The sequence below is a fragment of the Sulfuriferula multivorans genome (assembly GCF_003851125.1).
In the GTDB taxonomy this organism is placed as follows: Bacteria; Pseudomonadota; Gammaproteobacteria; order Burkholderiales; family Sulfuriferulaceae; genus Sulfuriferula; species Sulfuriferula multivorans.
The window spans coordinates 1-25,349 of the sequence record NZ_BGOW01000029.1; the positions used below are offsets into that span (position 1 = coordinate 1).

A 25,349-nucleotide genomic window follows, 5' to 3' on the forward strand; every position below is an offset into this window, starting at 1 on the left:
CTCGCGACTGCTTGCGGGCGTCTTCTTTTTCCATGCGCGCTGAGACACGTTACAAACCTTAAAGTTCACGGATAATTCGTGCCGAGTCTATAGTGCTTGCAAATGATGGTCTATGATTCAGTTACAATCGATTCCACTTTGAATTTCACCGGCGCCAATACACCCTTGCGGGCGCGGTGCAGAACGTAATCCTGCAATGCATTCCAGGCCAGCGAGTGTTCCGAGCGTTTGCCGCCCCTGCCCTGACCGAGGATTTTCACTGTGCCGCCTTCGCGTACCGTGGTAGCGGAAAGCATGGTCTCACCTTCCCCGACGGCCAGCACAATCACGCCTTTGCCGCCCGATAGCACTTTCATTTCGCCGACCGGGAAGGCAAGCAGCTTGCCATTGCTACCCAAGGCGACGATGAGCGCGCCGTCACCAACTTCAACGGGTGGCAACAGGACATCCTTCTCGCCGATGTTCATGAATGCCTTGCCGGCGCGTTGTCGCGACACCAGATCCTTGAGTACCGCGATGAAGCCGTAGCCTGCCGAGGTGCTGAACAGGTATTGGGTATCGGGTGCAGCCGCACACATGGCGACAATTTTCGCCTTGGCCGGCAAACCCAGCAGGGAAGCCACCGGCACGCCATCGCTGCGACCGCCGGGAATATCGGACGAGGCCACGGTGTAAGCGCGCCCACCGCTGTCGATCAGCACCACCGGATGCACGGTGCGTGTTTTGCAGAGCGCAAGCAGATCATCGCCGTCCTTGAAAGTCAGGGTGCTGGCGTCGGCGTCATGGCCGCTGCGTTGCCTGATCCAGCCATTCTTCGACAGGATTACCGTACAGGCTTCGTCGGGGACAGCAACGGCTTTGGCACTAATCCGCTCCGCTGCCTCGATCAGCGTGCGCCGCTCATCGCCGAATTTCTTCACGTCGGCCTTGATCTCGCTCACGATCAGGTCGCGCATGACCTTGCGGCTGCCCAGTACCTTGTTCAGGCCGTCTTCTTCCGTCCGCAGTTCGCCGATTTCTTTCTCGATGCGGATGGCCTCCAGACGCGCCAATTGCCGCAAACGGATTTCCAGAATGTCCTCAGCCTGGATTTCGCTGAGTTTGAAATGCATCATCAAATCGCTTTTCGGCTCATCCGATTCGCGAATTACGCGGATGACTTCATCGATGTTGAGCAGCACCGCCATCCGGCCTTCAAGGATATGCAGCCGCTTTTGTACCTGGGCCAGGCGCGTCTCGCTCCGGCGCGTGACGGTGGTGTAGCGGAACGCGATCCATTCGGACAATAGATCGAGAATATTCTTCTGGCTCGGCCTGCCATCCAGCCCGATCGCCACCATATTGGCGGATACGGTCGTCTCCAGGCTGGTATGCGTCAGCAACAGCGCGGTGAATTGCTCCAGCGGCATGCGCGAGGAACGCGGCTCCAGCACGATGCGTACGCTGGCGTCCTTGCCGGATTCGTCGCGCACCGTTTCCAGCGCATCGAGGAACAATTGCTTCATCGCCTTTTGCTCTGGGTTCAGGTCTTTCTTGCCTGCCTTCACCTGCGGATCGGTGTATTCGCCGATTTCCTCCAGCACTTTTTTTACCGACACGCCGTGCGGCAACTCGTGGATCACCATGCGCCACTGGCCACGTGCCTGCTGTTCGATGGTCCAGCGCGCGCGTACGCGCAAGCTGCCGCGACCGCTGACATAAGTGTCACGGATGTCTTTCGGGCTGGAAATGATGTGGCCGCCACCGGGGAAATCCGGCCCCTTGATGTGTTCCAGCACGCCATCCACGCTGAGGGCCGGGTCGCGCAACAAGGCCACCGCCGCTGCGCCCACTTCGCGCATGTTGTGCGGCAGGCATTCGGTCGCCATCCCCACCGCGATACCGGATGCGCCATTCAGCAACAGGAACGGCAAGCGCGCCGGCAGGTCCACCGGTTCCTGTTCGGAGCCATCGTAATTGGGGCGGAAATCCACCGTACCTGCGCCCACTTCGGACAGCAGCAGCTCGGCATATTTGGTCAGCCGCACTTCGGTGTAACGCATGGCGGCCGCGGAGTCGCCATCGCGCGACCCGAAATTGCCCTGCCCGTCGACCAGCGGATAGCGCAGCACGAAATCCTGCGCCATGCGCACCATGGCTTCATACGAGGCGGAATCGCCATGCGGGTGGTATTTACCGATCACATCGCCGACCACGCGCGCCGATTTCACCGGCTTGGCGCCGGGCATCAGGCCCAGCTGGTGCATGGCAAACAAAATGCGGCGCTGCACCGGTTTTTCGCCATCCGATACGGACGGCAACGCGCGTCCCTTCACCACGCTGATGGCATAGCGCAGATACACCTGATGGGTATATTCACCGAGCAGAAAACGCACATCCCCGTCTTCCGGCGGCGCCGCGGATGCGGGCGGCGGCTGATCGCCGTTACCGCCGCCCGCGGAGGCCGCCGGCAAATCACTGATCCCGGAAAATAAATCTGTTGGTTTGTTCATGTTAAGTCCTGATTTACAGCTCGAATAAAGCACACGCCACGAAGAACACTGAAAAGATAATCCTCAAGCCCAGTGGAGTCCTTGCCTTTTGCCTTTTGCCTTTTGCCTTTTGCCTTTTGCCTTTTGCCTTTTGCCTTTTGCCTTTTGCCTTTTGCCTTTTGCCTTTTGCCTTCCCCGTTAAATATCTGCCTCGACTTCATTGCCATGCACGGAGATCTGTTCCTTGCGATACGCTGCGTTGGCCTTGCCCATCAAGTTATCGAAGATGCTCAAAGTGCCGGGCAGATCGTCGCCGACCTCGACCCGCACCAGTCTTCTGGTATCCGGGCACAGTGTGGTTTCCCACAGCTGGATCGCATCCATCTCGCCCAGACCCTTGAAGCGCGATACCTGCCAGGCGCCTTCCTTGACGCCTTCCTGGCGCAGGCGCGCTTCCAGCACCGTCAGTTCCGTCTCGTCCAGCGCATACAGTTTGCGCGGCGGCTTGCCTTTGCCCTGCGCGGGAACGTCGACGCGGAACAGCGGCGGCTGGGCGATGTAGATATGCCCATGCGTGATCAGCTGCGGGAAGTGGCGGAAAAACAGCGTCAGCAACAGCGCCTTGATATGCTCGCCGTCATCATCGGCATCGGCCAGGATGATCACTTTTCCGTAGCGCAGTTCGTTCAGGTCCAGCGTGCTGTCCAGGCTATGCGGGTCGATGGCCAGCGAGACGGCGATGTTGTGGATTTCCTGATTGGCAAGGATCTGCGAGCGTTCCACCTCCCAGCTGTTCATGCCCTTGCCGCGCAATGGCAGCACCGCCTGAATCTCCTTGTCGCGGCCGGCCTTGGCCGAGCCTCCGGCGGAATCGCCCTCCACCAGAAACAGCTCGGTAATGCGATTGTCGGTGGATTCCGCATCGCTCAGTTTTCCCGGCAATACTGCTACCCCCGAACTCTTGCGCCGCTCCACCGCCTTCGACGACTTGGTGCGCGCCACCGCCAGCTTGATCGCCTGCTCGGCAATGCGGGTGGCCTCCGCCACATGCTTGTTGAGCCACAGATCGAAAGTGTCCTTGATGGCCGCACCGACCAGCTTGACTGCCTCGCGCGAGGACAGCTTTTCCTTGGTCTGTCCGGCAAAACTCGGATCGACCATGCGCACCGCCAGCACAAAGCGCAGTTTGGCCCACACGTCGTCGGCGGCAAGCTTCACGTTGCGCTGCATCAGTCCGTGCTGTTCGGCAAATATGCGTACGCTGTTGAACACCGTGTCGCGCAAGCCGGCCTCGTGCGTGCCGCCGCCCAGCGTCGGGATGAGGTTGACATACGATTCTCCGCCGCCCGATCCTGTCACCCACGCCAGCGCCCATTGCACCCCTTCGCCATTGGAAAAGGATTCGTTGCCGCTCAGATAGCGCTCGCCGCAAAACGCCGGTGCGATGGGCTCGTCTTCGGCAATCATCTGGTCGAGATACTGCGCCATGCCGCCTTCGAAATGCCATTCCTTCACATCCGTTCCGGATGCGGTTTCGATGTTGAGCGTGACGCGCACGCCGGGCAGCAGCATGGCCTTGGCGCGCAGCAGGTGTTCCAGCTCGCTGCGCGAAACACCGGGCGAATCGAAATATTTCGGGTTCGGCCAGATGCGGATTGCCGTGCCGGTGTCTTTGGCCGCACAGTTACCGGTGATGGTCAGCGGTTCGACAACCTCGCCTTCGGCAAAGCTCATGCGGTGCAGCTTGCCTCCGCGTTTGACTTCGACTTCCAGCCGCGTGGACAGTGCGTTGGTGACCGAAACCCCCACGCCATGCAGCCCGCCGGTGAATTTATAGCTGCTGTCCGCATCGCCTTTGGCGAATTTCCCGCCGGAATGGATGACGGTAAACACCACCTGCACCGTCGGCACTTTTTCTTCCGGGTGGATGCCGGTTGGAATACCGCGCCCGTCGTCGCGCACCGAAACCGAGGCATCGCGGTGCAGCGTGACTTCGATATTTTTCGCGTAGCCTGCCATTGCCTCATCCACGCCATTGTCGATGGCCTCCACAATGATGTGGGTGGGATCGTTGGTGCGGGTATACATGCCGGGGCGTAACTGGATCGGCTCCAGTTTGCGCAGTACGCGGATGGAAGATTCGTCGTAATTCTGTTTTGCCATGGGTGTGTTGCCGTATATATTTTATTCAGGAATGCGCTATAGACTAACAAGAATGCGCGCAAGCATAAATCGGTAGATGGTAATTCCCGGGAGGATTATCGTGCAAACCAGCCCGATAAGCCTCTTCCTCTTGAAAAATTTTCACTCGCCCCAATTTGATTACCAGCTTTTTTACCCTACTAACCGGAGAATCCATACCATGACCGTAGAGGCACACAAGGAAACCCTTGGCTTCCAGGCTGAAGTCAAGCAGTTGCTGAACCTGATGATCCACTCGCTGTACAGCAACAAGGAAATTTTCCTGCGCGAACTGATTTCCAATGCTTCCGACGCGGCCGACAAGCTGCGCTTCGAAGCGCTGTCGGACGACGCGCTTTGGGAAAACGACCCGGAACTCAGGATCCGTATCGCTTTCGACAAGGATGCCCGTACCGTCACCATTTCCGACAACGGCATCGGCATGAACCGCCAGGAAGTGATCGAGCATATCGGTACCATTGCCAAATCCGGCACACGCCAGTTTTTCGATGCCTTATCCGGCGACCAGGCCAAAGACTCGCACCTGATCGGCCAGTTCGGCGTGGGCTTCTATTCGGCCTTCCTGGTTGCCGACAAGGTGACCCTGATCACGCGCCGCGCCGGGCTGGGCGCCGAGCATGCGGTGCAGTGGGAATCCGCAGGCGAAGGCGACTACACGCTGGAAACCGTGGAAAAATCCGGTCGCGGCACCGACGTGATCCTGCATCTGCGCGCAGACGAGGACGAACTGCTGTCCAGCTACAAACTGCAATCCATCATCCGCAAATATTCCGACCATATCACCCTGCCCATTGTGATGAAAAAGGAAGAGTGGGACGCGGAGAAAAAAGAAACCGTGGTCAGGGACGAGGAAGAAGCCATTAATCAGGCCTCCGCGCTGTGGGCCCGCCCCAAGAGCGAAATCACGCCGGAACAGTACGAAGAATTCTACAAGCATGTGGCGCACGATTATGAAGCGCCGCTGGCCTATATCCACGCCAAGGTGGAAGGCAAACAGGAATACACCCAGCTGCTGTATATCCCCGCACACGCCCCGTTCGATCTGTGGGACCGCGAGCAGCGCCATGGCATCAAGCTCTACGTGCGGCGCGTGTTCATCATGGACGACGCCAAGCAGCTGATGCCGACCTACCTGCGCTTCGTGCGCGGCGTGATCGACTCCAACGACCTGCCGCTCAACGTATCGCGCGAAATATTGCAGGAGAGCAAGGACATCGAAGCCATACGCGGCGGCTCGGTGAAGAAAGTACTCGGCATGCTGGAAGACCTGGCGCAAAACCAGACGGAAAAATACACCGCTTTCTGGAAGGAATTCGGCCGTGTCATCAAGGAGGGCGTGGGCGAGGATTTCGCCAACAAGGATCGCATCGCCAAGTTGATCCGCTTCTCCTCCACGCACAACGACAGCGAGGAACAAGGCGTCTCACTGGCCGACTACATCGGCCGCATGAAGGAAGGCCAGGACGCGATTTACTTCGTCACCGCCGACAGCTTCGCCGCAGCCAAAAACAGCCCGCACCTGGAAATTTTCCGCGCCAAGGGCGTGGAGGTGCTGTTACTTGCCGATCGCGTGGACGAGTGGATGATTTCCCACCTGACCGAGTTCGACGGCAAAAAACTGCAATCCGTGGCCAAGGGTGACCTCGATCTGGGCAAACTGGCGGACGAGGAAGAGAAAAAGGAACAGGCGCAGGAAGCCGACGCCTTCAAGGAACTCACCGACAAGATCAAGGAAGCACTGGGCGAGCAGGTCAAGGAAGTGCGCATTACGCATCGCCTGACTTCATCCCCGGCCTGCCTGGTGGCGGGCGAGCACGACATGGGCGCCAATCTGGAACGCCTGCTCAAGGCGGCAGGCCAGAACGTGCCGGGCAGCAAACCGATCCTGGAAATCAACCCCAAGCACGCCCTGGTGCAGCGCCTCAAGGACCAGGCCGACAGCGACAAATTCAGCGACTGGAGCGCCATCCTGTTCGACCAGGCGCTACTGGCCGAAGGCGGCCAACTGGAAGACCCGGCTGCTTTCGTGCGGCGTTTGAACGGGTTGTGGCTGGCGATGTAACAGCTGACCACAAGAAATGAAAAAGGGCGCGAGAGGCGCCCTTTTTCATTGGTATCCGGGACGGGATACGCAGCAAAAAAAAACGAGGCATGGAGGGCGAGCCTGCCATGCAGCAATCCCATCACGTCACCAAAATAGCCCTGCGCCCTCGGCGCATCGGCAAGCTTGCAATATTTCAGCATCTATCATTTCCTCTGAGCGCTCGCTCTTCGGCTTATTATTTTTGGTTTATACTTTGCCAGGCTTCCTCGACCAGCAGATATTTCCCCTTGATTTATCTGCGTAAATAGCCCGGAAACATCATGACCATTTATGAATTTGGAATCACGGATTTTCGATGCATTGTTGCGGGTGCCGACATTCCTGGAAACGGCGGAGGCGGCAATTTCAGTGATGCGGTCGACGTGGCAGAAGAACAGGCAAAGCGTGGTTGGCACGGCCCGGATTCGAGTCCAAGCAACGTACCTGATATTGTTGCACCGGATTCAAACTGTTACTGCTCAGAAAGTACCGGCCTTGGTTTTTCCAATGCCACCGATGATCTGGAGACGTATTTCAATTCGAAGAAAGGCAGGAGCACCGGTCATGCTGTCATTGTTGTTACAGTCGGGACCGCACCTGAACTCTACAGTGCTGCCGGGGTGATCGCATCGTTCGCCAGACTGCTGCACGGCATCGGTTATGCCGGTGCGCTTCCCTATCCTGAGTCCCGCAGACATGGCTGAAAAGGATATCAATAAGGAGCGTCTCGAACTTGCCCTGGAAGCTGCCGGTCTTGATCTTTGGGAAAACGATTTGCTTACCGGCGAGGTGATCTGCAAATCGAACAAGATATTTTTCGAACTCGGTTACAGTGAAGAAGATATCGCCTCCAACATGGACAGCATTTTCGCAATTGTCCACCACGACGACATCCCCCTTATCAAGGCTGCCATCTACGATCATTTGACCGGTGTTACCGCGCAATATCGTAGCGAGTTCAGGGCACGCGCCAAATGCGGCACATGGGTGTGGTATGCCAACTATGGCAAAATCATGGATCGCGATAAAAATAGTCAAGGGCAGCGGTTTATCGGCGTAACGTTCAATATCGACGACCGAAAACGCCAGGAAGTGTTGCTCGCTGCCCGCGAGACGGAGTGGCGCACTTTAGTCGAAAACTCCCCCAATACCATCGTACGTTACGATAGTGATTGCCGGCGCATTTATGCTAATCCGGCAATATGCGCAGTATCTGCAGGTGGCAAAGCTGCACTGCTGGGAAGAAAACCTTCGGAATATCCGGGAGGTGAAAACTTTACGGCATATGAAAAAAAAATCCGGAAGGTATTTGCAACCGGAGACGATGCCGAGTTCGAGTTGAACTCGACAGGCAAGAACGGCAAGGAATTTTGCAGCCATATTCGGCTGACGGCAGAACGTGATCTGCATGGTGAGATCGTCTCTGTCATGGGGGTCGGGCACGATATCACCGAGCTAAATTCACAGCGCCTGAAGATTCGCGAGATTGCGTTCTATGATCCGCTCACTGGCCTGCCCAACCGGCGGCTGCTTGTCGACCGGCTTCAGCATGCATTGGCCTCCAGTGCGCGTAACGGTCTGCAAAGTGCGCTGATTATTATTGATCTGGATAATTTCAAAACACTGAACGACACGCTTGGCCATGACATCGGCGACCTGTTGCTGCAACAAGTCGCACAACGGCTCACCGCATGCGTGCGGCAGGGCGATACTGTTGCGCGTATGGGCGGCGACGAGTTCGTGATTATTCTGGAAAATTTGAGCGATAAAACTCAGGAAGCTGCATTCCAGGTAGAGACTTTTGGTGAAAAAATCCTGGCAACCCTCAATCAGCCCTACCAGCTCGCCAATCACAGTCGCCATAGCACACCCAGCATTGGCGTTGTCATATTCTCCGGCAACCAGATTTCTATTGAGGAGCTGATGAAGCGTGCGGATATCGCCATGTATTCGGCTAAAAAATCCGGCCGCAATGCCATTCGGTTCTTTGATCTTGATATGCAGGCTGCTGTAGAGAACCGTTCATCTCTTGAAGAGTCGATGAAGCAAGCATTGCCTCAACAGCAGTTCGTGCTTTTTTATCAGGCGCAGGTGGATAACGCAGGCGTGATTGTGGGTGCCGAGGTATTGCTGCGCTGGCAACGCCCTACCCACGGCATGACCCTTCCCGAGGCTTTCATTCCTGTTGCAGAAGAAACCGGATTGATCGTTGCTATCGGTCTGTGGGTGCTGGAATCAGTCTGTCACCAACTAAAAGTGTGGGAGCATGAACCGGGGAAAGAGCTTCTGCACGTTGCCGTGAACGTCAGCGCACGCCAATTTCAGCAGACCAACTTTGTCGAGCAGATTATCGATGTGCTGGAGGCGACTGAGGTCAATCCGGCACGCATTACGCTTGAACTCACCGAAAGTATGGTGTTGGCCAACATTCCCGAAGCAATCAGCAAAATGCAGGTGCTCAAGCAGAAGGGCATTAAATTCGCGATGGATGACTTCGGCACCGGCCACTCATCTTTATCCAGCCTGCAGAAGCTACCTCTTGATCAGCTAAAAATTGATCAGAGTTTTATTCACGACATAGCCGAGAATCACGATGGTGTCGTGATTGTACAAACCATCATTGCCATGGCGAATAAGCTAGGCATGGAAGTGATTGCGGAAGGTGTGGAAACGAAGGCGCAAAAGGATTTTCTTATCCAGCAGCACTGCCTGAACTTCCAGGGCTATCTCTTCGGCAAACCGATGCCTGTGAACGAGTTTGAACAGGCGTTAGAATACTGGGCAACACCTTCTGATGAATCCCTGCCGGTATAGCGCTCCTATCGCTTTTGGGTGACGACAGGACGTTCGCGACTGACATCCTGTTCGATCTCGAATCAGGTCCCGATTAACGTGAGACCGACGTATTTTCATGCAGAATCAATAGCAAGTTCTCATTTCCAGACCCTTCCAATGAAAAAGGGAAAGGTCTTTTGCGCAGCCTGTCAGAGAAACCGGTCCAGCAGTTTGCGGCTGGCTTTGTCCAGGGCGTTCAGGTCACGAATCAGGAACTGGATGCCGTGGCTGTCGGCGATGAGCAGGCTGGATGCGCCGAGTCGGCGAATATCGTCTTCGCCTTTCAGCACGAAACTGGTATCGCCGCGGTCTGTTTCCACCTCCCAGGTAGTCGGGGTAGCGAAGCTGGATACGTGACGCAGGCGGCGAATCTCGGGCACGAACTCGCGGCTTGCCAACTCCTCCTCCACCAGCGCGCGTGCATCCCCGGGCAAATCGCTCAGATGCTCGACCCACGCCAGTTCGTGACCATCCGCGCTCAGCAAGGCGATGCCCTCCTGAGGCGCGGCGATGGGAAAGGCGCGCACCGGCACCACGTTTTCGTGAACCTTGCCGTCGGACGCGATGAGAACCAGCTGGTCGAAGGGGTTGCGGTTTATTTTGAAATTAACCATGGATATCCCAGTGGTATGGGTCATCACGGAAAAAGCAATCGAAGCCACAGAGAACACAGAGGCCACAGAGTGGACGCGGGTTTGGAGAAAAATTATTTGCTCCTGAAGGACGCGCCTGGAAACGCCGCCCACACGTTGTTGTTACGCGGTGCTCTCCGTGGCCAATTATCTTTGTTAGGATCATGACTTAGCCAATCCATCGCTCAACACGATTGCGTTATCTACATCCACATCGTCCAGATCCGTGTCCACGTTGCGCGCCTGGGCCTGATACAGGCGGTAGTAGGCCCCTTCGCGCGCCATCAGGTCTTCGTGCTTGCCGACCTCGACAATCTGGCCGCGATCCATCACCACCAGCCGATCGGCACGGCGCAACGTGGAGAGACGGTGGGCAATGGCGATGGTGGTACGGCCGAGCACCAGATTGTCCAGCGCCTTCTGGATTTCCTTTTCGGTTTCGGTATCCACCGAGGAAGTGGCTTCGTCGAGGATGAGTATGCGCGGGTCGATGAGCAGCGCCCGGGCAATCGAGATGCGCTGGCGCTCGCCGCCGGATAGCCCGTGACCACGTTCGCCGACCAGCGAATCGTAGCCTTGCGGCAGCCGCAGTATGAATTCGTGGGCATGGGCGGCGCGCGCTGCGGCAATGATCTGGTCGCGCGAGGCATCCTGTTTGCCGTAGGCGATATTCTCGGCAATGGTGCCGAAGAACAGGAACGGCTCCTGCAGTACCAGGCCGATATTGCGCCGGAATTCGGCTACCGGCAGCGAACGGATATCCACGCCTTCCAGACGTATCGAGCCTTCGGTCACATCATAGAAACGGCAAATCAGATTGACCAGCGTGCTTTTGCCCGACCCGCTATGCCCTACCAGTCCGATCATCTCGCCGGGCGCGATGGCGAGATTGACGCCGCGAATCACCGAGCGGTTGCCGTAGCGGAAACCCACGTCCTGCAGTTCGATGCTGCCGGCCACCTGCTCCAGATGCACGGGTTTGGTCGGCTCGGGAACGCTGGACACATGATCGAGGATGTCGAAAATACGCTTGGCCCCAGCTGCGGCTTTCTGCGTTACCGAGACGATGCGGCTCATGCCGTCAAGCCGGGTATAGAAGCGGCTGATGTAGGCCAGAAAGGCAGTCAGCACACCCACCGTGATCTGGTTGGTGGAAACCTGCCAGATGCCGAACGCCCACACCACCAGCAATCCCACTTCGGTGAGCAGCGTAACCGTAGGCGAGAACAGCGACCAGATCCTGTTGATGCGGTCATTGACGATCAGGTTATGCCTGTTGGCCTCGCGGAACCGTGCCGCCTCGCGCCGTTCCTGGGCGAAGGCCTTGACCACACGGATACCCGGGATGGTATCGGCGAGAATGTTGGTGACTTCCGACCAGACCCGGTCGATTTTTTCGAAACCGGTGCGCAATCTGTCGCGCACCACATGGATCATCCAGGCGATGAACGGCAGCGGCAGCAATGTCACCAGCGCCAGCCACGGGTTGATCGACACCAGGATCGCCGTGGTCATGATGATCATCAGGATGTCGGTGGCGAAATCCAGCAGATGCAGCGACAGGAATACGCAGATGCGGTCGGTCTCCGAACCGATGCGCGCCATCAGGTCGCCGGTGCGCTTGCCGCCGAAGTATTCCAGCGAGAGTTGCATCAGGTGTTCGTAGGTGGTGGTGCGCAGATCGGCCCCGATGCGCTCGCTGACCCGCGCCAGGATATAGGTACGTGCCCAGCCCAGGCCCCAGGCAAGCAGCGCGGAGCCGAACAGCCCGGCCAGGTAGAGTGCGACCAGATGCACATCGATATGAGCGCCGTTCTGGTAGGGAATCAGCACGTTGTCCATCAACGGCATGGTGAGATAAGGCGGCACCAGCGTGGCGGCAGTGGAGGCGAGGGTCAGCAGAAAACCGGCCAGCAACTGATTCCGGTAAGGTTTGGCAAAGCGCCATAGCCGGAACAGCGTCCAGGTCGAAGGTGGCACATGCGCCTCTCTGGCGCAGAGGGCGCACTCATCCTGACCCGGCTCAAGCGCTGTCTTGCAGTTCGGACAAACCGCCACCGCATCACCCTCTACCGGCTGGCCGGACACCTGGCTGTCAAGCTGTCGTTCAAACGCGGCAATCACGCGCAGTGCTGCCACATTGCGTCCCAGCGTATAGCGCCAGCCCGCCAGGCGCGCCTGCGCATCGCGCAGTTCAAGCGTACCAACCCCGGCATGGTCATGATGAACGAGTGTCAGCCCGGCATGAAAAATCCAGCTATCCCATGTCTTCTCAGCCATGGTCCTGGCCAGAATCCGCTGGTTGGTGACGACCACCAGGCCTTGCGAAAACTGTAGCCGGGTATCGAGATCAAGCTCCACCCATGCCAGGATGTTTTCCGTATCAGTCAGCGTAGGGGCTATCTCGCCAAGCCAGGGATCGGGCAGCGTGGCATGAGCTGAAGTCACATTAATGGATCGGCTTGTCATCGTAAAAGTAGATTGGCACGTTAATCGCGGTTGTGAAGTTAGAACGCAGGGCGAACCTAACGTAAACCGTGCTTTTTTTGGTCTGTCGCTGGTTACCTGTCAGCGTTGCACTTTACGTACCTGCTCGGTTGACCGCATGTTTCGTCGAGCAAAATGCAATAAACGTTTAAACTATTAAAATTCCAGGCGCAGCAATGACCTTACACCTTGCTGGTGCTGAAACAGTAAATTATATCCTAGCCCAGAAAATAAACTGGCAGGTCTCGCGCAAATGTATGCCTGAGTCCTGCCATGCCACCCGGACATGAAAAACAAAGACATTCGGTTCCTTCGCATCACCCATCTGTCCGGCCCGAATATATGGACGTATCGTCCAGTGCTGGAGGCATGGGTCGACATCGGCGACCTCGAGGACTGCCCGTCCAACACCATTCCAGGATTTTACGAACGGCTCACGGCCTGGCTGCCCGGCCTGGTTGAGCACCGCTGCGGGGTGGGCGAACGTGGCGGTTTTCTGCAACGCCTGCGCGAGGGCACCTGGCCGGCCCATATACTGGAGCATGTCACGCTGGAGTTGCAGACCCTGGCGGGAATGAAAGTCGGCTTCGGCAAGGCGCGCGAAACCTCGGTACGCGGCATATACAAAGTCGCCGTGCGTACCCGCAACGAACAGGTCGGGCGCGCTTGCCTGCATGACGCACGCGACTTGCTGATGGCAGCCATCGAAGACCGCCCTTTCGATATGGCGGCCACCACAGAACGATTGCGCAATATGGCCGACAGTCTCTGCCTCGGCCCCAGTACCGCCTGCATCGTCGATGCGGCTACGGAGTGCCACATTCCCTTTATCCGCCTGACCGACGGTAATCTTGTGCAGCTCGGTTACGGTGCACGCCAGCGTCGTATCTGGACCGCCGAAACCGACCAGACCGCTGCCATTGCCGAATCGATCGCGAGCGACAAGGATCTGACCAAAAGCCTGTTGCATGCCTGCGGCGTACCGGTGCCCGAAGGGCGCATCGTCGACAGTCCGCAAGACGCCTGGGAAGCGGCCGAAGACATCGGTCTGCCGGTGGTGGTCAAGCCGGTCGATGCCAATCACGGGCGCGGCGTGTCGCTCGATCTGATGACGCAGGCGCATGTCGAAGCCGCCTATGCAGTCGCCCGCGCGGAAAGCCGCAAGGTGATTGTCGAGCGCTACGTACCTGGCCACGAACACCGTTTGCTGGTGGTGGGAGGACGTGTCGTCGCAGCGGCACGAGGTGAAGTTGCATGCGTAACAGGCGATGGTCGCTCGACCATCATCGAACTCATCGACAGTCAGTTGAATACCGACCCGCGCCGCGGCGCGACTGAAGACTATCCCCTCGATGTGATACTGATCGACGAGCAACCTGCGATTCGCCTGGAACTGACGCGACAGGGATTCAATCCGGACTCGATCCCGGCACCGGGTCAGGAAGTAATGGTGCAACGCAACGGAAATGTGGCCATCGATGTCACCGACACGGTTCATCCGGAGGTATGCGCGATGGCTACCCTCGCAGCCCGTATCATCGGCCTGGATGTGGCCGGCGTTGATCTGGTGGCGGGGGATATTACGCGTCCGCTGGAGCCGCAGCGCGGCGCGATCGTTGAAGTGAATGCCGGCCCCGGCCTGCTGATGCACCTCAAGCCCGCACAAGGCGAACCGCGTCCGGTCGGCCGTGCCATCGTCGACCATCTGATCCCGCAGTCGGAAAACGGCCGTATCCCGATTGTCGGAATCAGCGGCAGCAATGGGACGCTGGTTGCGCGGCTGGTGGCGTCACTGCTGCATCTCTCCGGGCGATATGTCGGACTTGCCTGCAGTGATGGTCTGTACATGAATCAGCGCCAGGTCGAGCGTGGCAATTGCACCACCTGGCAAGCCGGCCAACGCTTGCTCATGAACCGTGCGGTGGAGGCTGCGGTATTCGAGCATCCGGCTGTCGCCATCCTGAGCGAGGGGCTGGCCTATGACCGTTGCCAGGTAGGCGTGGTGACCGACGTCAGCGGTGCCGACACGCTCGGCGAGTTCTACATCAGCGAACCGGATCAGCTCTACAACGTGCTGCGTACGCAAATGGATGTGGTGCTGTCCGACGGCGTCGCCGTGCTCAACGCCGACGATGCATTGGTGGTGAAGATGGCGTCATTGTGTGATGGCGCGATTATTTTCTTCGGACTCGATCCCCAATCTCCGGTCATCACCGAACACCGGGCAAAAGGCGGCCGGACACTGTTTGTACGCGATGGAGAAATCATCCTGGCGAGCGGCGCGAAAGAAGTTGTTTTTGTCCAGCTATCTGCTTTGCCGCTGACCGGATCGGGACAGCCGGGCCATCATACCGCCAGCCTGCTGGCGGCCATTGGCGTCGCCTGGGCACTCGACATCGCACCGGAATTGATTCACGCAGGAGTCGAAACCTATGAATCAGGCCAGTCAGCCCACCCACTTTTCGGACACGCCACGCGAGATCATTAAGCGACGTTGATAAACGTCCACAAAAACCAAAGGAACACCGGTCCATGGAAGTCACACGCATCCGCGCACTGCGCGGCCCCAATTTGTGGAGCAGACACACCAGCCTCGAAGCGCTGGTGCGATGCTCGGTCGAAGAGTGTCACGTCACCCGGATGTCGGGCCTGGAAGCGCGGCTGCGCGCACGTTTCCCGGAAATCGGCGCACTGCGTTCCATTGGCGACGAAGGGGAAATTTCTATTGCGCATGCCCTCGCTTTCGCCGTCCTCGGCTTGCAGGCACAGGCAGGTTGCCCGGTCACCTTTATGCATATTGCGCAAACAGTAGAATCCGGGCTCTACCAGGTTGTCGTTGAATACACGGAAGAAACCGTTGGCAGGCTTGCCTTTGAACTCGGCGAGGCGCTGTGTCGCGCTGCCGCAGAAAACCAGCCATTCGATCTGGATGCCGCCCTAGCCCGGCTGCATGAACTGGACGAAGATGTTCGCCTCGGACCCAGCACCGCTGCCATTGTTCAGGCCGCGGTCACGCGCGGCATTCCCTATCGGCGCCTGACCGACGGCAGCCTGGTGCAGTTCGGCTGGGGCAGCCGTCAGCGCCGCATCCAGGCTGCCGAAACCGACCACAGCAGCGCCATTGCCGAATCCATCGCGCAGGATAAGGAACTCACCAAAAAACTGCTGCAGGCTGCCGGCGTTCCGGTGTCTGTCGGCCGCTCCGTATCGGATAAAGACGACGCCTGGGCAGCCGCCTGCGCAATCGGCCTGCCGGTAGTGGTCAAGCCGCGCGACGGCAACCAGGGCAAGGGGGTTACCGTAAACATCGTCACGCGCGATCATCTCGACATTGCTTATGCGGCAGCGGCTGAAATCAGCAGCGAAGTGATGGTGGAAGGCTTTATTCACGGCCATGATCATCGCCTGTTCGTGGTTGGAAAACATGTCATTGCTGCAGCCCGGCGCGAACCGCCGCATGTAATCGGCGATGGCATCCACAGCGTGCGCATGCTCGTGGATCAGATCAACAGCGATCCGCGCCGCAGCGAGGGGCATGCAACCTCGCTGAGCAAGATTCATCTTGACGACATCGCCGTGGCACGCCTGGCAGTCCAGGGCATGAATCCTGATTCGGTACCCAGCAAAGGAGAGCACGTCACGCTGCGCAATAATGCCAACCTGAGCACCGGGGGTACCGCTACCGATGTCACCGATGACGTGCACCCGGAAGTCGCGGCCCGTGCTGTGGAAGCTGCGCAAATGATCGGGCTCGATATCTGCGGTGTGGATGTGGTGTGTGAAAGCGTGCACAAGCCCCTTGAAGAACAAGGCGGCGGCATTGTCGAAGTCAACGCTGCGCCCGGTCTGCGCATGCACCTCAACCCTTCCTTCGGCAAAGGACGCCCGGTCGGCGAAGCCATTATCTCGGCAATGTTCGCCGACGGCGACAACGGCCGTATTCCACTGGTGGCAGTGGCCGGAACCAACGGCAAGACCACCACGGTGCGCCTGATTGCCCACATGCTTACCCTCAGCGGCAAGCGCGTGGGAATGACCAATTCCGATGGCGTCTACATCGAGCGGCGGCGCATCGACAGCGGCGATTGCAGCGGTCCGAAGAGTGCCCGTAACGTGCTGCTTCATCCCGACGTCGATGCCGCGGTGTTCGAAACCGCGCGCGGCGGCATACTGCGCGAAGGGCTGGCATTCGACCACTGCGATGTCGCGGTGGTGACGAATATCGGCATGGGCGATCATCTCGGCCTCAACTACATCACCACGGTGGCAGACCTGGCTGTGGTCAAGCGCGTCGTTGTTCAGAACGTCGCACCGAACGGCACTGCCGTGCTCAACGCGGCCGATCCGATGGTCGTGCAGATGGCCGCCTACTGTCCCGGTTCGGTGATATTTTTCGCGCGCGACATGTTGCATCCCATCATTGCGACGCACCGTGCACAGGGTCACCGGGCGGTCTTTGTTAACGCGGACGCGATCGTCGCAATCCAGGGCCGCTCGGAATGCCGTATTCCGCTTGCCGAAATTCCCCTTACCCGCAACGGCAGCATCGGTTTTCAGATTGAAAATGCAATGGCTGCCATCGCTGCCGCCTGGGCGCTAGGTATCCCCTGGGAAACCATCTGCGCCGGGTTGGGCAGCTTCATCAACGACGCGGCCACTGCGCCGGGGCGATTCAATGTGTTCAACTATCGCGGCGCGACCCTGATCGCCGATTACGGTCACAACCCCGACGCCATACTCGCGCTGGTGAATGCGATAGAAACCATGCCGGCAAAACGCCGCCTGGTGGTGATTAGCGGCGCCGGCGACCGGCGCGATGAGGATATCCGGCAGCAGACTCAAATTCTGGGTGACGCTTTTGATGAAGTGATCCTGTATCAGGACCAGTGTCAGCGCGGTCGTGCCGATGGAGAAGTACTGGCCCTGCTGCGCGAAGGGCTTACCGGAGCGAAACGAGCCGTTGCCATCGACGCGATCAATGGCGAATTCTCTGCGATTGATAACGCGCTCGCGCGGCTCTCACCTGGCGACCTGTGCCTGATCCTGATCGATCAGGTCGATGAGGCGCTGGCGCATATTGCCCAACGCCTCGCCGAAGCACGCTGATCTTCCTGTCGTCCGCGGAGCTACGGCGCCGCCAGCCCATCCAGTATCGGGCAGTCCGGACGTTCATCACCGTGGCAGTGCCTGGCGAGACGTTCCAGCGTGGCCTTCATGGCCTGCATTTCGCGGATTTTTTCATCCAGTTCCTGAATGTGCTGCAGCGCGACGTTTTTCACCTCGCGGCTAGGGCGCGTGCGGTTTTGCCACAGACTCAGCAGCACGGAAATCTGCTTCATCGAAAAGCCGAGATTGCGCGCCTGTTTGATGAAACGCAGGGTATGGATATCGCGCTCCGAATAAGTGCGATAACCGGAAAAAGTGCGTGCAGGTTTGGCGATCAAACCAATGGCTTCGTAATGGCGAATCATCTTGGCGGAAACACCGGAAGCCTGCGCGGCACTGCCGATGTTGCGAGATGGGATGTCCATGCAGTCTCCATTCAACCTAAAAAACGGTGATTTATCCACGAAAGACACGAAATTAAGTCATTCAATCTTTGAGTGATGAACTACCGCTTGTTATCTTTTTGAGTATTTCGTGTTTTTTGTGTTTTTCGTGGACCGGCTGCTTTTTCAAGGCTCAATCCTGATTGCGCTGTCCGGCAGGCCGCCAGCGCCGCAGCAGCAGCGCGTTGGACACCACGCTGAAACTGCTGAACGCCATGGCCGCCCCTGCGATCACCGGATTGAGCAGCCCGAATGCCGCCAGCGGGATACCGACCAGGTTATAGATAAACGCCCAGAATAAATTCTGGCGGATTTTGCGATATGTCCTGCGCGAAATATCGAGCGTATCCGCTACAAGCCGGGGGTCACCACGCATCAATGTGACGCCGGCGGTATGCATGGCCACATCGGTGCCGGTGGCCATGGCGATACCCACATCCGCAGCAGCCAGCGCCGGTGCATCGTTGATCCCGTCGCCCACCATCGCCACGACCGTGCCGTCGGCTTTCAAATCGCTTATCGCCTGCGCTTTGTCGGCAGGCAGGATTTCGGCTTTGAATTCATCTATGCCGAGCGCCTGCGCAACGGCTGCGGCGCTGCCCGGGTTATCGCCGGTCAGCATCACGGTGCGCACGCCTTGTGCCTGCAGTTGGGCAATGGCGGCTTGTGCCAGAGGCTTGATGGTGTCGCCAAAGGCCAGCAGGGCAAGCAATGTGGCCTGCCCGTCCTTGTTTTGCGCTAGCCAGGACACGCTGCGCCCGGCTTGTTCGTGGCGGGCAGCGCTGGCGGCGAGCGCGGCGGTGTCGATTCCCAGATTCTGCATCAGACGGCTGCTGCCCAGAGACAAGGTGACGCTGTCGATTTGCGCTTCTATCCCCAGGCCGGGCAGCGCCTTGACTGTACTGGCGCCCGGCAAGGCCAAGTGCTTGGCGGCGGCAGCTCGCATTACTGCGCGCGCCAGCGGATGTTCGCTGCCCTGCTGTACCCCCGCTGCAAGACGCAGCATGTCATCGGCGTTCCCCGTTGCTGGCTCCAGTGCAACCAGATCGGGGTGGCCTACGGTGAGCGTGCCAGTCTTGTCAAACGCCACGCAGCGCACTGCATGCGCGACTTCCAGCGCTTCGGCGTCCTTGATCAGGATGCCGTAACGCGCAGCAACACCCGTGCCGACCATGATGGCCGTCGGCGTTGCCAGACCCAGCGCGCACGGACATGCGATGACCAGTACCGCAACCGCGTTCAGCAATGCCTGTTGCCAGTCACCCGTGGTAAAGCCCCAGCCCAGCAAGGTGGCCAGCGCGATGACCAGCACCACCGGCACAAACACCTCGCTCACCTTGTCCACCAATCGCTGGATCGGCGCCTTGGCTGCCTGCGCGTTTTCCACCATGCGGATGATGCGCGCCAGCGTGGTTTCAGCACCCACCGCCAGGGTTTCCACCAGCAGCAGACCATCTCCATTCACCGAGCCGCCGGTGACATGAGCATCGGGGCCTTTGCTGAGCGGCAGGCTCTCGCCGGTGATCAGCGATTCATCCACCTCGCTGTGGCCTTCGCGTATCGCACCATCCACGGCGATGCGCTCGCCCGGACGCACCACGACCAGGTCGCCGACCTGCACGCTAGCGACCGCAACTTCGACATCCACGCCATCGCGGCGTACCCGTGCGGTATCCGGGCGCAGCGCCTGCAATGCGCGAATGGCGGCGGCAGTCTCGCGCTTGGCGCGAGTTTCCAGCCATTTACCCAGCAACACCAGCGTGATCACCACGGCGGATGCCTCGAAATACAGGTGTTGCATGGCATGACCAGCCGGCACAAACAGCAGGTAAACCGACAGTCCATACGCTGCCGAGGTCCCCAGCGCCACCAGCAAATCCATGTTGCCGGCACCCGCCTTGACTGCCTTCCATCCCGCACGATAGAAACGCCCGCCGAGCCAGAATTGCACCGGCGTCGCCAGCGCCCATTGCACCCAACCGGGCAAAGCCCAGTGTTGCCCGAATAGCAAGCCGAACATCTGCGCAATCAGCGGCAAGCTCAATGCAGCCGACAGCGCCACCGGCCACCATTCCGGCAGGCGCGATGGCTTTGTCTGACTGCCGGCATCCCCGGTCACTGCCGCCACTTCATAACCTGCGCTGCGTACGGCCTGCTGCAAGGCCTCTTGCGAGATACCGGCATTGGCCATGACACGCGCCTGCTCGGTCGCCAGATTAACCGACACCGAGCGTACGCCAGGCACCTTGCCCAGCGCTTTTTCCACGCGCCCCACACAGGAGGCACAGGTCATGCCCTGGATGCCGATGTTGATTTCCTGTACTGCGACTTCATAGCCGGCCTGTTGCACCGCCGCCACCAGATCGGCCGTGGAGACATCCGGACTGGCGCTGATGCTGGCCTGCTCGGTGGCAAGATTCACGCTGACATCGCTGACTCCGGGTACTTTGCGCAAGCCTTTTTCCACCCGCGCCACGCACGAGGCACAGGTCATGCCGGTAATTTGCAGGCGCTGTTCCTGTGTAGTCTGTTGCGCTGGGCTTGTAGCTGCCATGACCAACTCCTGATAGTGGCTAATGGGTTTATGTTAAACCTTACCATAATGGGAGAGTCCAGTATTTTTCTCGCGGCTGGCTTCCGGCATTCTTGACCATGTCATCGACGGCTATAATGGAAACGTCCATGTTTGATGGTGTTTATAAGCGATCAGGTGCAGCCAGATGGATCATTAGCGCTGTTCCGCTCAGTCATTCATCACACCTCCAAAGCCAGTCATGAACTCCATCCACTTTTACCACATGCCGCGAAGCAGGGAATCCTATGGATATGCAACAACGTAAGCAGATGATTAGAGATACATTCGATACGGTGGCCGAGGATTACGATCATCCCTCGTTAAGTTTTTTCCAGGAAACTGCGCAGCGAATGCTGGATTATCTTGCCCCTGACCCGGCTGCACGCTGTCTGGATGTGGCTACCGGCACCGGCATGGTGGCACTGGAAGCGGCACAGCGTTTGCCAGCCGGTTCCATCATCGGTATTGACCTGTCCAGCGGCATGTTGCGCCAGGCACAAGCCAAAGCACAGGCCCGGAATTTACACAATGTCGCCTTCCGCCAGATGGATCTGGACGAGATGGATTTTGCCAATGACCAATTCGATATCGTTACCTGTAGTTTCGGACTGTTTTTTATTGATGATATGGAAGACGCCATGCGCCGCCTTGCGCGCACCGTAAAACCCGGCGGCCAAATTGCCATCAGCTGCTTCATGGAAACAGCTTTTTCGCCATTCTCTCCGGCCTTCTTGTCTTTGTATGAAGATTTTGGAAAACATGTTCCGCCTCTATCCTGGAAACGTTTAGCCAATGCCTCGGTTATCGAAAATGTTTATCGTGAAGCGGGCATCACAGACATTACCTTGCACCATGAACCGCTGGGTTATGCGCTGCAATCTGAACAGCAATGGTGGGATATTGTTTGGAACGCCGGTTTCCGCGGGCTGCTCAAGCAGTTGAGTGAAAAAGAGCTTGTGGCATTCAAAGAACAGCATCTGGACAGGGTCCGTACACTGTTACGCAATGGGGAAACCTGGCTGGATACCAGTGTCACAATCGCTGTGGGAAGAAAATAACCGATCTGGTTCGCCCAACTGTTCCATATATCTTATCGAGCTGACCATGACCAACCGACTTGCACAGGAAACCAGCCCTTATTTACAACAGCACGCCGAGAACCCCGTCGACTGGTATCCGTGGGGTGAAGAAGCGCTGCGTCTTGCGCGCGAGCAGAATAAACCGATTCTGCTGTCGGTCGGTTATTCCGCCTGCCACTGGTGCCATGTGATGGCGCATGAATCGTTCGAAGATGCCGAAGTCGCAGCGGTCATGAATGAGCATTTCATCAATATCAAGGTGGACCGCGAAGAACGTCCCGACCTCGACCACATTTACCAGACCGCTCATTACATGCTGACCCAGCGCAACGGCGGCTGGCCGCTGACGCTGTTTTTGACACCGGACCAGACCCCGTTTTTCGGCGGCACCTATTTCCCCAAACAGGCGCGTCACAACCTGCCCGGCTTTATATCCTTGATGGAGCGTGTGACCGAAATTTACCGCACTCGCCAGCAGGATATCACCGCCCAGAATGCCTCGCTGCTGCAAGCGTTCGACACCACCCTGCCCGCACGCCCACAAGACCAGATCAGCTTCAGCGCAACGCCGCTGAACGATGCATGCAGCGCATTGCAGCATTCCTTCGACCCGATCCATGGCGGTTTTGGCAGCGCGCCCAAATTTCCGCGGCCCACGGATATGGAATTTCTGCTCAGGCATGCAGCGCGCGACGGCGACCACAACGCACGCTACATGGCGCTGCATACCCTGCGCAAAATGGCGGACGGCGGCATCTACGACCAGTTGGGCGGCGGTTTTTGCCGCTACAGCGTGGACGAGCGCTGGGCCATCCCCCACTTCGAAAAAATGCTCTACGACAATGGCCCGCTGCTGGCGCTGTACACCGATGCCTGTGTGCTGACCGGCGAGGCTTCGTTCCAGCGCGTGGTGCACGGCATCGCAGGCTGGGTCATGCGCGAGATGCAGGCGCCGCAGGGCGGCTACTATTCCAGTCTGGACGCAGATTCCGAACACGAAGAGGGCAAGTTTTATGTGTGGACGCCGGAGCAGGTTCGCAGCCTGTTGAGCGAGGAGGAATACGCCATTGCCATGCCCTACTATGGGCTGGATCAGCCGCCGAATTTCGAGAACAGGCACTGGAACCTGATTGTTGCCCGGCCGCTGGCCGCCATCGCCGAAGCGCACCAGTTTCCGCTGGAACAAGTTGAGCCACTGCTCGCCAGTGCGCAACAAAAACTGTTCGCCGCGCGCGCCAGCCGGGTGCGCCCAGGGCGCGACGAAAAAATCCTGGTGAGCTGGAACGCCCTGATGATCAAAGGCATGGCGCGCGCCGGGAGAATGCTGGACGAACCGACGTGGATTACCTCGGCGCAACAGGCAGTCGACTTCATCCATACCGACATGTGGCAGTACGGTCGTCTGCTGGCGACGTGCAAGGACGGCAAGGCACATCTGAATGCCTATCTGGACGACTACGCATTCATGCTAGACGCCTTGCTGGAATTGTTGCAGGCGCAGTTCCGCCTGGCTGATCTGGAATTTGCGCGCGCACTCGCCGACATACTGCTGGAACAATTCGAGGATAGCCAGGCGGGCGGATTCTTCTTCACCAGCCACGACCACGAACAGCTCATCCATCGCCCCAAACCCGGCCATGACAATGCCATGCCGTCGGGCAACGGCATCGCCGCCTTCTCCCTGCAGCGCCTCGGCTATCTGCTGGGGGAAGTGCGTTACCTCGATGCCGCCGAGCGCACGCTGGCGCTTTATTATCCTGCGCTGATGCACCAGCCAGCGGGCTACACCAGTCTGTTAATGACCTTGCAGGAACATCTCACCCCGCCGCAAATTATTATCCTGCGCAGCGCGCCGGGGCAAGGCGACGATTGGCGCCGCCAGCTATTCCAGCACTATGCACCCGACAAGCTGATCCTGGCGCTGGAAGGCGAGCTGGCCGGACTGCCCGAGGCGCTGGCGAAGCCTCTGTCGCAAAGTGTCAACGCCTGGATCTGCCAGGGCACGCAATGCTTGCCGCCGGTCGACGATTGCCAGAAATTGCTGGCGGCGTGTTTCCACAACAAATAAATCTGCAAAATATGTTGAAGTCATGAATGGGCATCACCGAATAGCATAGTCCAATCCCGCTTCAATTTTGTCATACCCTCATCTTCTTTAAGATTTTCTCAACTACTGGAACTAAGCAATTACACAGCAATCGTATTATTACGATAGCGAGATTCTTCACATCCCGCCCCATTCATCCACGGGAGTGCCTGTTTGCTCCTACCGTGACGGCTCTGTCATCGATATCTATCTTTCCTCCAGGAGGATTTAAAATGAACTCCAAACAGTCAATACATTTTTCCAGTATTTTGTTGGCCAGCCTGATTGTCGTAGCGGCTCCCGTAGCCCAAGCGAAGACTGATGCTGGTGCAGATTCGTTGCATATCCTGGTCGGTGCATTTCCCTCTGCACCTATGGGTGCAGGACCGGGTAAGCTGGCTGAAATTCGGTTGCCTGGCGATTCGGCGCAAGTTGTGGATTTCGGCAAGGCGGGCACACCCACCGGGAACAGTTTTTATGTCGCTGTAGATGCCCAGAACCAGCAGCTTTTTGTTCCAAGCGTGGCCGGTACAACCAACGTGATTGATCTCGCTACAAATAAACTGGTGCGACAGTTCAAGAGCATACCTGGTGGTCGTGCCGCAATTGTTTCACCTGACCACAGCATGGTTTTCATACTCTCAGGTAAAACACTCGCTGCCTATTCGACCAATGACGATACGCTGCGTTATCAAGTGCCGGTCGGCGGCAACGCGATGGCGTTCAATACAGATGGCAGCCACTTATATGTGGGCGGAAACATGAACAAAACCATCGCCGACATCAATCCATCCAACGGCCATATTGAGCACCAGATTTCTATCGGGCATTCGGGAGATTTGGCTTGGGCAAACGGCAAGCTTTTTTCCGCGGATATCAAGAGTGGTGTGATGTCTGCATACAATCCCGCAACCGATCATATTTATAATATTCAAACGAATGAAGTGGATCCAAATTTTTCGTACAACAAAATCCTCATGGCCAAGGCCGGATTCATGCAATTGTCCGTCAGCCCGAGTCAGGATAGCGTCTACGCTGCCGGGTTTTCTGGTCATATCCTGCGCTTCTCGACTGCCGAGCCAGCCTATCTAGGCCAGGTCAAAGTCTCGGTAGGTAAGGCGGGTCCAGACAAGCTCAGTGGGCTGGCTGTACTACCCAATACTGACGAGGCCATCACAACGATTGAAAATCGTCATGAATCCGTGATTGTGGACCTGCACAATGGCAAAGTGCTGAAACGCCAGCCGAATCTCGCCAGCAATCGTTGGGTAGCGGCTCTTTAGCCATCGGTATGAACCAGATTTCCGCACGAAAACTTCCTGCTTGCTTTAATTACAGCGATAGGTCTGG

Annotated in this window: 15 protein-coding genes; 8 read left to right on the forward strand and 7 right to left on the reverse strand. The window is 57.9% G+C overall.

Annotation, left to right across the window (positions count from 1 at the left end):
* Positions 1–110: 110 nt before the first annotated feature.
* From parC to EI185_RS13365, 3 genes are read right to left on the reverse strand one after another with little or no spacing between them, the layout of a single operon-like run.
* The gene (gene parC, locus EI185_RS13355) at positions 111–2,492 is read right to left on the reverse strand and encodes a DNA topoisomerase IV subunit A (RefSeq protein ID WP_124705653.1); all 2,382 of its coding nucleotides are present in this window, start codon (positions 2,490–2,492) and stop codon (positions 111–113) included.
* A complete protein-coding gene (locus EI185_RS13360) occupies positions 2,489–2,698 on the reverse strand; it encodes a hypothetical protein (protein ID WP_124705654.1) in 210 nt (69 codons plus the stop codon). Before EI185_RS13360 ends, parC begins: the two co-directional genes overlap by 4 nt.
* A complete protein-coding gene (locus EI185_RS13365) occupies positions 2,670–4,634 on the reverse strand; it encodes a DNA topoisomerase IV subunit B (protein WP_124705655.1) in 1,965 nt (654 codons plus the stop codon). The genes EI185_RS13360 and EI185_RS13365 overlap by 29 nt, the downstream gene beginning before the upstream one ends.
* A gap of 199 nt (positions 4,635–4,833) precedes the next feature.
* On the opposite strand from EI185_RS13365, the gene htpG reads away from it, so the two are divergent.
* The 3 genes from htpG (at position 4,834) to EI185_RS13380 (ending at position 9,570) form a co-directional block, all read left to right on the forward strand.
* Positions 4,834–6,735 carry a molecular chaperone HtpG gene (gene htpG, locus EI185_RS13370; RefSeq protein WP_124705656.1) on the forward strand — a complete coding sequence of 634 codons (1,902 nt, stop codon included), beginning with the start codon at positions 4,834–4,836 and terminating at the stop codon, positions 6,733–6,735.
* Between the two features lie 302 nt (positions 6,736–7,037).
* Positions 7,038–7,460: a hypothetical protein gene (locus tag EI185_RS13375; protein ID WP_124705657.1), complete on the forward strand. Its 423-nt coding sequence runs from the start codon at positions 7,038–7,040 to the stop codon at positions 7,458–7,460.
* Positions 7,453–9,570 carry a putative bifunctional diguanylate cyclase/phosphodiesterase gene (locus tag EI185_RS13380; RefSeq protein WP_124705658.1) on the forward strand — a complete coding sequence of 706 codons (2,118 nt, stop codon included), beginning with the start codon at positions 7,453–7,455 and terminating at the stop codon, positions 9,568–9,570. The genes EI185_RS13375 and EI185_RS13380 overlap by 8 nt, the downstream gene beginning before the upstream one ends.
* Before the next feature lie 170 nt (positions 9,571–9,740).
* Here the strand turns inward: EI185_RS13380 and EI185_RS13385 are convergent, their stop codons facing one another.
* Positions 9,741–10,205 carry a cyanophycin metabolism-associated DUF1854 family protein gene (locus EI185_RS13385; RefSeq protein WP_124705659.1) on the reverse strand — a complete coding sequence of 155 codons (465 nt, stop codon included), beginning with the start codon at positions 10,203–10,205 and terminating at the stop codon, positions 9,741–9,743.
* Positions 10,206–10,385: 180 nt separating this feature from the next.
* A complete protein-coding gene (locus tag EI185_RS13390) occupies positions 10,386–12,692 on the reverse strand; it encodes a cyanophycin metabolism-associated ABC transporter (protein WP_124705660.1) in 2,307 nt (768 codons plus the stop codon).
* A gap of 304 nt (positions 12,693–12,996) precedes the next feature.
* Here EI185_RS13390 and EI185_RS13395 point away from each other — a divergent pair, with 304 nt between their 5' ends.
* Together EI185_RS13395 and cphA are read left to right on the forward strand one after the other, a co-directional pair.
* Positions 12,997–15,198 carry a cyanophycin synthetase gene (locus EI185_RS13395; protein WP_124705661.1) on the forward strand — a complete coding sequence of 734 codons (2,202 nt, stop codon included), beginning with the start codon at positions 12,997–12,999 and terminating at the stop codon, positions 15,196–15,198.
* A gap of 44 nt (positions 15,199–15,242) precedes the next feature.
* Complete coding sequence (cphA, locus tag EI185_RS13400) at positions 15,243–17,816, forward strand: cyanophycin synthetase (protein ID WP_124705662.1); 2,574 nt, start codon at positions 15,243–15,245, stop codon at positions 17,814–17,816.
* A 20-nt stretch (positions 17,817–17,836) separates the two neighbouring features.
* Here cphA and cueR read toward each other — a convergent pair whose 3' ends face one another.
* Positions 17,837–18,241 (reverse strand): Cu(I)-responsive transcriptional regulator, encoded by a 405-nt coding sequence (gene cueR / locus EI185_RS13405; RefSeq protein WP_124705663.1) that lies wholly within the window; start codon positions 18,239–18,241, stop codon positions 17,837–17,839.
* Between the two features lie 151 nt (positions 18,242–18,392).
* A complete protein-coding gene (locus tag EI185_RS13410; protein WP_124705664.1) occupies positions 18,393–20,813 on the reverse strand; it encodes a heavy metal translocating P-type ATPase in 2,421 nt (806 codons plus the stop codon).
* Positions 20,814–21,103: 290 nt separating this feature from the next.
* On the opposite strand from EI185_RS13410, the gene EI185_RS13415 reads away from it, so the two are divergent.
* The 3 genes from EI185_RS13415 (at position 21,104) to EI185_RS13425 (ending at position 25,282) form a co-directional block, all read left to right on the forward strand.
* Complete coding sequence (locus EI185_RS13415; RefSeq protein WP_223247844.1) at positions 21,104–21,892, forward strand: class I SAM-dependent methyltransferase; 789 nt, start codon at positions 21,104–21,106, stop codon at positions 21,890–21,892.
* Positions 21,893–21,938: 46 nt separating this feature from the next.
* On the forward strand, positions 21,939–23,981 hold the full coding sequence (locus EI185_RS13420; RefSeq protein ID WP_124705666.1) for a thioredoxin domain-containing protein: 2,043 nt from the start codon (positions 21,939–21,941) through the stop codon (positions 23,979–23,981).
* A 251-nt stretch (positions 23,982–24,232) separates the two neighbouring features.
* Positions 24,233–25,282, forward strand: a complete 1,050-nt coding sequence (locus EI185_RS13425) for a YncE family protein (protein WP_124705667.1) — start codon at positions 24,233–24,235, stop codon at positions 25,280–25,282.
* Positions 25,283–25,349 lie beyond the last annotated feature (67 nt).

Excerpts from the sequence above, each read along its gene's own strand:
- cueR (WP_124705663.1), bottom strand. The coding sequence starts at position 18,241 with ATGGACATCCCATCTCGCAACATCGGCAGTGCCGCGCAGGCTTCCGGT.
- EI185_RS13425 (WP_124705667.1), top strand. The coding sequence starts at position 24,233 with ATGAACTCCAAACAGTCAATACATTTTTCCAGTATTTTGTTGGCCAGC.
- parC (WP_124705653.1), bottom strand. The coding sequence starts at position 2,492 with ATGAACAAACCAACAGATTTATTTTCCGGGATCAGTGATTTGCCGGCG.
- EI185_RS13360 (WP_124705654.1), bottom strand. The coding sequence starts at position 2,698 with ATGGCAATGAAGTCGAGGCAGATATTTAACGGGGAAGGCAAAAGGCAA.
- cphA (WP_124705662.1), top strand. The coding sequence starts at position 15,243 with ATGGAAGTCACACGCATCCGCGCACTGCGCGGCCCCAATTTGTGGAGC.
- EI185_RS13390 (WP_124705660.1), bottom strand. The coding sequence starts at position 12,692 with ATGACAAGCCGATCCATTAATGTGACTTCAGCTCATGCCACGCTGCCC.
- EI185_RS13395 (WP_124705661.1), top strand. The coding sequence starts at position 12,997 with ATGAAAAACAAAGACATTCGGTTCCTTCGCATCACCCATCTGTCCGGC.
- EI185_RS13420 (WP_124705666.1), top strand. The coding sequence starts at position 21,939 with ATGACCAACCGACTTGCACAGGAAACCAGCCCTTATTTACAACAGCAC.
- EI185_RS13365 (WP_124705655.1), bottom strand. The coding sequence starts at position 4,634 with ATGGCAAAACAGAATTACGACGAATCTTCCATCCGCGTACTGCGCAAA.
- EI185_RS13415 (WP_223247844.1), top strand. The coding sequence starts at position 21,104 with ATGATTAGAGATACATTCGATACGGTGGCCGAGGATTACGATCATCCC.
- EI185_RS13375 (WP_124705657.1), top strand. The coding sequence starts at position 7,038 with ATGACCATTTATGAATTTGGAATCACGGATTTTCGATGCATTGTTGCG.
- EI185_RS13380 (WP_124705658.1), top strand. The coding sequence starts at position 7,453 with ATGGCTGAAAAGGATATCAATAAGGAGCGTCTCGAACTTGCCCTGGAA.
- EI185_RS13385 (WP_124705659.1), bottom strand. The coding sequence starts at position 10,205 with ATGGTTAATTTCAAAATAAACCGCAACCCCTTCGACCAGCTGGTTCTC.
- EI185_RS13410 (WP_124705664.1), bottom strand. The coding sequence starts at position 20,813 with ATGGCAGCTACAAGCCCAGCGCAACAGACTACACAGGAACAGCGCCTG.
- htpG (WP_124705656.1), top strand. The coding sequence starts at position 4,834 with ATGACCGTAGAGGCACACAAGGAAACCCTTGGCTTCCAGGCTGAAGTC.